The sequence below is a fragment of the Candidatus Cloacimonadota bacterium genome (genome assembly GCA_011372345.1).
In the GTDB taxonomy this organism is placed as follows: Bacteria; Cloacimonadota; Cloacimonadia; order Cloacimonadales; family TCS61; genus DRTC01.
This window is the reverse complement of record DRTC01000377.1, coordinates 1-7,350: the sequence shown is the minus strand read 5'-3', so window position 1 is coordinate 7,350 and position 7,350 is coordinate 1. Positions and strand designations below refer to the sequence as shown.

The following is a 7,350-nucleotide window of genomic DNA, read 5'->3' as shown; positions in this document are numbered from 1 at the left end:
AAGCTTCGGGAGAAACTGATAATGCGGAATTTCTTTTTGTTTTTCCATCTTTATAGATGCACTCTAATTAATATTTTTTACTATTCTATCAAATGGATTTTTATTAATATAACTGCCATCAGGTAATTCCCAGACAATTCTACCATTTTTTGAATAAACATTTGGTATTCCTTTATCTCGATGGGATTGTTGTGCTTTTTTTATTGCTTTCTGGAATACCTTTGTCATTTCAATTAATAGTTCATAATTTTCAATCTTCAACATTTAAACTCCTTAAAAATAATTCAAACTTATCTTCATCGATTATTTTATATTCATCGTTGAAACCAAATGCTGCTTGAATAATATTCTCCTCGCCGTTATAAAATATCTGCCATTCTTCAACTAAATCTCTATATATATTCCAGAAATTATTTATACTTCGAGAATATCGACGAATTATGTCTTGTGTGGGAATATTATGTCCTCCTTCTTCAACTCGAATTCTTACTCGATCAATTGCTAACTCCACATTTTCAAGAAAAATATAAAGCAAAATAATCCTGACTTCTTTTCTTTTAAGTTTTTTTAGAAAAGAAATTAAGGATTTACCTGAAAGGGTTGATTCAATAACAAAGTCATTATTATTAGACATCAATTGTTTCAGTCGCTGGAAAAATTCTTTACCAGCCCTGATTTTACCTCCTTCTCGATCATCTGGATTAAACTGCTTTTCGATTTCATCAGCATTTAAAAAAGTTATATTTTTATCCTTGATGAACTCTTTCGCGAATGTTGTTTTACCGGTTCCATTTGCACCGGCAATCATATAGACAGTTTGTTTTTTCATCAAAACACTCGTAATTTTATTTCAACCTATCCTTGAAAGGTTCTCCCAGACTCAATTCCGTGATCACAGCAGCAATGGTCGAGAGAACTGAAAAAATAAATATTCGCCAGATATATTCTGCGGCAATGTTACTTTCAAATCCTAAATATACCGAAACGGAAGTATAAAGAATTCCGGTAAAAATTCCAAAAAAAGTCGTAGCAATAATTCGTTTCCAGAGATCGGCACCGGCACATCCCAGAGTAACAAATGATCCGAATAATGCTGTGAAGATCAGGATCAACCACCACAATGATTTCAATTCCGGTAAGATTCCCGTATCTGCTTGATAGAAATAATCAACAAATCCAAATACAGCAGAAGCGATCAAGGAATAGATAATTACATGCCAGTAACGGGCTTTCATAGGTTTTCTGAATTCCGCTCTTGAACTCATTCGCCGACGAATTGTCAAAGGCCAGTTATAAAACAGACCGTAAACCCAATGCTCCAACAAAGCTCCTCTTTCTCCAAAAACTGGAATAATATGAACAGCTTCTGTTGCCCAATGTCCAGCCATAAAACGGGCTAAAGCCGGATAACGATAGGTCATCTGAATAGGAAAAGCAAGATAACCGATATACTTGAAAAAAGCGAGGAATACTGCGATATTATAGTTCTTGAAATCTTTTTCTTTGATGACCAGAAAAACAACATACAATCCTCTCACCAGAGAACCGGGTGAAATGGGAATTACCTGGAAAAGGGCAATGATCCCGACTCCGATTCCCCAGGCTTCTACTCTCGGCATTTCCGGATGACTCAAAACATAGATCAAGGCAATGAGAACAGAAACAACCTGCGTTACCGGTAAAGTGCAGACATGAACCGCAAGACTTTTCAAATACTTCTGAATGTATGGTTCTTTGATCTGGGACTGGATAATTTCCGCATCATTATCACTTAACATGTGTTTTTTGCGACCTTCGGCAAGCATATCCATCAGCCATTCTTCGCGTAATTTCAGATCAAAATACAAACGGATCGGACGGATCAGGATGAAATGCAGTCTTTCTTTAAAATAGCTCCAATCTGTCAGGAATCTGTGTAGTCCAACAGGTAAAAGAGAGAATGGTAAATGGATTAGAAACAGGAGAAAAGATTTCGATAATTTCAGAGCATGAAGTTCGTCGATCCGTCCTGCACGATGCCAGAAAATCAATTTTTCCGAGATATTACCATTGATCGCTTTGATCAAATAGTTCCAACTCGACAGTATTTTAAAATAATGTTTTCGCCAGTCTGCTCTACCCGAAAACTTGATCAGGAATTTTCCCAGAAACGGGATAAATCCAATAAGATACAGCAAGATCAGGAGGAAACTATTTCGCTTCAGTTTTTCATTAGTTTTTTCATCGATGATATTCAGGATCTTCCAACCTTCCCGGGAATTTTTGAGGATAGTTGACCACAATTTTCTTTGATAAAAGAGTTTTACATGGTTATGAGTAATATCAGGAAGAGAATTTCGATAAATTTCTTCAGATGATTTAAGTTCTTCCAGCATTGATCTCATATCGGAAAATTCTTCCGGATACTCGTTTATGAATGATTCCAGTTTTTTAATACTTCCCCGATCGAACTGCACCAGACTTCCTTTAGCGATTCCCTTGAAAATAAGTTTAAAATCTCCCGGACTCATCGGCAGGAACGGAAGTAAAGCTAATCCGGCTCGAAAATCTACTGCTACCAGACCTGTTGTCGGATCGTTCTCTGTTTCCATCAGTTTCAGACAATTCGGCTGGCTTTTGCAGGTTGACCATTCATATTGCCGGGCAAATTCATAACCTCCAATATCGTGCAGTAATTTCACGAATTCTCTCATGAATATCTTTTTATGACGATATTCCGGTGATCCGAGAAACTCTTCCGAAACAGGTTTCCCCCGCAGCCACTTTTTCAGATAATCCATCCTGTTATTGACTTCGAGCTGCCAGGTTCTGCCTTCGATCCACTGGCTGATCTCACCACAGCTTCCGAGTTTATGATCAATAAAAGTCGCATATATGTCAACAACCGAAGTTTCAGTTCCAAACCTGATCTTCGCTGCTCTACGGATGAATTTCTGCCAGATCGCTCCTGCTCTCGAGGCAGCTGGATTAACTTGAAGCTGGAAAGGTCCTTGAAATCCAATCCAGTAAACTAAATTACGAAAGAATTTAGAGAAACCGGACGGCGGGATCAGGATTTTTATAGCGTAGGAATTTCCAACCTTTAACTCCTTAAACTGTTCATTCCCTGATTCAATTTCCAAAACCTTGACTTTATAAACCTGACCGGCAAAACCACCACCCACGAATTTTTCGATCAGTAATTTGATCCTACTTATATTTCCGGTAGAAACAGATTTGATCTCATATACAAGTTCTGTTCCGGGATCGTATCGTCCGATCCGCATCGGTCTGAATAATTTACATCTTTGAAAGCTGTCTGCTAATTGTCTGCAAGTTTCGATATTATATTCTACTGCCATTAATAATTTTTCTCCATTTCTTCTGTCATTACGAGGATTTCTCTTTCCGAAAAGAGACGGTTTCTTTTATTGTTATTCTCGAGGAATCTCCATCCAATATTAGTTATTCGATCTTACAACGCTTTAGATTCTTCGTAAGATGCTGTTGAAGGAATACTAGGAAGTACTGTGTCAACATACGATGACAGTTTGTTCATCTTACATAATCCTGTTTTTGGATTCTAATTTACAGGTAAAGTGATCACGAACTTCGTTCCTTTCCCAACTATCGAATAGACATTGATCTTACCTCTGTGAGCAGAGATTATCTGATGAACCAGACTTAATCCCAGACCAACTCCATTAGTTTTAGTAGTAAAGAAAGGATCGAATATCTTTTTCATATTTTCTTTGGAAATTCCTTCACCGGAATCTGAAAACTCAATTATTATTTCTTTTTTATGAGGATCAAATGATGACTCGATATTCAGGATCCCTCCGTCCGGCATCGATTCTTTGGCATTTAAAACAAAATTTAAAAAAGCCTGTTCCAGCCATTTCTGATCCATCATTATTTCAGGGATGTTCTCATCTTTATTTATCTTTATCTTAATATTACTTTCCAGGCATCTGGGAGAAACAAGTTTGATCACTTCAGTAATGATCTCATTGATATTACCTGATTTCAGAGAAATAGTACGCGGATTAGCAAAATCCAGAAGTTCTTTGATAATTTTATTAGCATTTTCAGAGTTTCTTAAAATGATCTCCAGAAATTGTTTCAAATCATCATTCAATTCGAATTTATTCAAACAGAATTGGGCAGAAGAACTGATATTCCCTAACGGATTTCGTATTTCATGAGCAATTCCCGCTGATAGTTCTCCGATTCCGGCAAGTCTTTCCGAACGGAGAAGTTGTTTCTGCATTTCTTTTCTTTCGGTAATGTCTTCACAGGTCGTTACAATCGCGATTGGATTTCCTTTATTATCCTTAACCACATTGGAAATCAACCAGGTTGGGAAAATTGAACCGTCCTTTCGGACATTTTTACTTTCCCGTATCAGTCCGGTCCATTTTTTTATCTGTTTCAGGGAAGTCCTTCTTCTTAAATCCTTTGGAGCGAAGATCTTCACATTCTTCCCAATCAATTCCTGAACTGCATATCCGTGCAATTCCGCATCTGCAGGATTCGTATAGATTATTTTACCGTTTATATCTGTTATTGTAACTCCAAGGCGAAGTGTTTCCACAGCTTCTTTGAGTTCGCGTAATTTTTTTTCCGATTGCTTCTGTTCTGTCAACTCCCGGGCAATTCCCATAATTCCAATAGTTTTTCCTTGATGATCACAAATAACAGAAGCGGAGAAAAAACTATGAAAAAGTTCTCCATTTGCTCTTTTGTTCATAACTTCGAATGTGCTTTTCTTCTTCTTTAAAGTTATTTCCAAAATTTCTGCTGCCTGCTCTTTTTTTGAAAACAAGGTGTTGAAGGGCTTCTCTTTTATATCTTTTTTTGAGTAACCGAAAATTTCTTCTGCTGCTCGATTGAATTCCACGATTTTCTCGTCTTTATTAATGGTTATGATCATATCGAGAGAACTATCAATAATATTTCGTGTATATTCAACCGATTGTATTAGTTTCTTTTCCAGTTTGTGTTTATGAAATGCCATTTCCACGATCGCATACAATTCTTTTTCTTCAAACGGTTTGAGAATATAACCGTAAGGAATGGTTGTCTTCGCTTTCTGCAAGGTTTGTTCATCAGCATAAGCGGTTAAATATATGATAGGAATATTCCAGCGTTCTATTATCTTTTCCGCAGTATCGATACCACTCAAATCACCTTTTAGAATGATATCCATCAAAATCAGATCAGGTTTATGTTTTTGTATTTGAGCAAAAACCTCTTTCCCGGAAACAGCAATTCCGGAAACTTCATACCCGAATTTTATTAAGATCCTTTTGATATCTTTGGAAATTATTTTTTCATCTTCAACGATGAGGATACTTTTTTTGTTCATCCCTGTCCTTTATATTACCGAATTATTAATTATAATTCATGCTGGATTTGAAACAAATTTGGTCGGAAAATTGTCAAGGATTAAAGTGGTGCTGTTTAGAAAATACGAATGTAAAACAGAAGTATGATGATTATTCTACTTTAACTACACACTTTATGTATGGAAAAAGTTAAAGAAAAAAGAACAAACATGGCTGTTTGTTTTTACATTCGATTAAAACTTGAATTTCAGTGTTGATCCAACTTCATAAAGAGAGTATTCTTTATCTTCGATCACGAAGTCAAAGATAGAATCTGTATTTCTCTTTTCAAAATTATAGAATATCTTTGCAGAAAATTTCTTACTGAAGGTTATTTTAAAATTGTTATTGATCCTCATAATTTCGTCATCTCTGCCGTAATGGTAGGAATCATTTAGATATTCGGATTGGAAATACCTCTGCTCGAATTTCAAACTTGAAGATAGATCCAGTTTATATCTGAAAAGATTCAAAAATTTTGTAAAAGAAATTCTGCCAAAATAGATATTCGCCTGATATGAAGCATCTTTTATCACATCGATCCTTTCCGGTTCATTGAAGGCATCTTCGGCATCAGCATTGGAAGTTTTATAGGAATAGCGAGTATTTATTTTCAGATTTTTGGTGATGTTCAAGCCAAGACCGAACCTGTTTTCAATATTCTTTGCATCATATTCCGTAAAGTATTCATTATAATAAAGTTGGGAAAATTCAAACTTATAATCCAGATCGATCAAAGAAAGGAGTTTCCAATTCAGAAAAGAATTATACACATTTTTTGAGTAGGAAAAATTGCGGTAAATACTTTCTTCTTCAAGAACACTTTGATATTGCCTGAGATAAATCTCTGGATAAAAATAATAATTCAAAGAAAAATTTACTTGTTTGCTCAAATATTGGATTAATCCAAAATTAACATAATTATTATCTTTAATATAATTGTTGTTGTACTTATCGAATTTATAGACAAATTTATTGATTTGGGTGTGTCCGGCAAAAATTCTGTGTTTTAACCTGAAATCGAATTTCACGGAAGTTATAAAATCATCAAGAGTATCGATCTGATATTTTGCAATATTGGTATTATTTTTAAAATCGGAAATATCCTGTTTGGAATATTTTAAAATATTGCTTTGATAATAATTATCGACTTCTAAATATGAATAAAAATCGAATGTTTTTGCAGATAAAAATGAGCAGATAATAATGAAAGATAAGAATATTATTTTTTTCATTCTGTAGAAATTCCTATAGCAGATTTACTGATATAAAACCGGAAGAGCAAATTCCGGTTGGAATCGGTGTCTTCAATGCGGATATGATGCAATCCTTTTTCCAGTTTGATGATATTTGTATCACCGGTTGAAGGTATTTTAGTGCGGTCATTTTTGAGGATCGCCTTTTTTGATTTATAAGCATTATCCTCGAAGGTCATCAGCAAGGCATCATTATCATAAACATAATAGCGATAATTCAGCCTGTTAATGAGGTTATTATCGAAAATCATCCTGCTGATTATTTTAAGCAGGATCGGACCTTCCAGTGTAAACTCGATACTTCTGGAATTGGAGGTATAACAGGTATAGGATCGATCATCGATCGTTAATATCTCTTCGTGTTCATATTTTTCTGGTGAATACCTGATAAAATCGATATTCCTGTTTGATTGTGCATATTTTTTTGCTGAAATCTTTACTAACAGTTCTACATCAGATAGATTTTTTAAAACAATTTTCCGGTTGGGATCATTCATTGGATATTTATAAAGATTATAGGATGAAACCGTTTCTCCTCCCAATCCCTTGGAAATATTGCTTTTGTTTACTGTTTTTTCAATAATTTTGTGTTCATCTTCAAGTGTTAATTCATATTGATAGGAATTTATATTTTCATCTTTAATAATTATTCTGGTGAATATCTTCAAAGTGTCGATATCAACGGTTGAGAATCTCAGTTCTTTATTTTTACGGACAAGGTAATATTT

Annotated in this window: 5 protein-coding genes; all 5 read right to left on the bottom strand. The window is 34.9% G+C overall.

Features of this window, described 5'->3' with window-relative positions:
- Positions 1-63: 63 nt before the first annotated feature.
- The 5 genes from ENL20_07320 to ENL20_07300 all read right to left on the bottom strand — a co-directional run bounded on the left by ENL20_07320 (position 64) and on the right by ENL20_07300 (position 6,601).
- Positions 64-264: a hypothetical protein gene (locus ENL20_07320; GenBank protein HHE38368.1), complete on the bottom strand. Its 201-nt coding sequence runs from the start codon at positions 262-264 to the stop codon at positions 64-66.
- Entirely contained in the window at positions 251-829 is a 579-nt protein-coding gene (locus ENL20_07315) for a hypothetical protein (GenBank protein ID HHE38367.1), read from the bottom strand. Before ENL20_07315 ends, ENL20_07320 begins: the two co-directional genes overlap by 14 nt.
- A gap of 16 nt (positions 830-845) precedes the next feature.
- Positions 846-3,341 (bottom strand): hypothetical protein, encoded by a 2,496-nt coding sequence (locus ENL20_07310; GenBank protein ID HHE38366.1) that lies wholly within the window; start codon positions 3,339-3,341, stop codon positions 846-848.
- A gap of 221 nt (positions 3,342-3,562) precedes the next feature.
- Positions 3,563-5,347: a PAS domain S-box protein gene (locus ENL20_07305; protein ID HHE38365.1), complete on the bottom strand. Its 1,785-nt coding sequence runs from the start codon at positions 5,345-5,347 to the stop codon at positions 3,563-3,565.
- A gap of 213 nt (positions 5,348-5,560) precedes the next feature.
- A complete protein-coding gene (locus tag ENL20_07300) occupies positions 5,561-6,601 on the bottom strand; it encodes a hypothetical protein (GenBank protein ID HHE38364.1) in 1,041 nt (346 codons plus the stop codon).
- Positions 6,602-7,350: the final 749 nt, after the last annotated feature.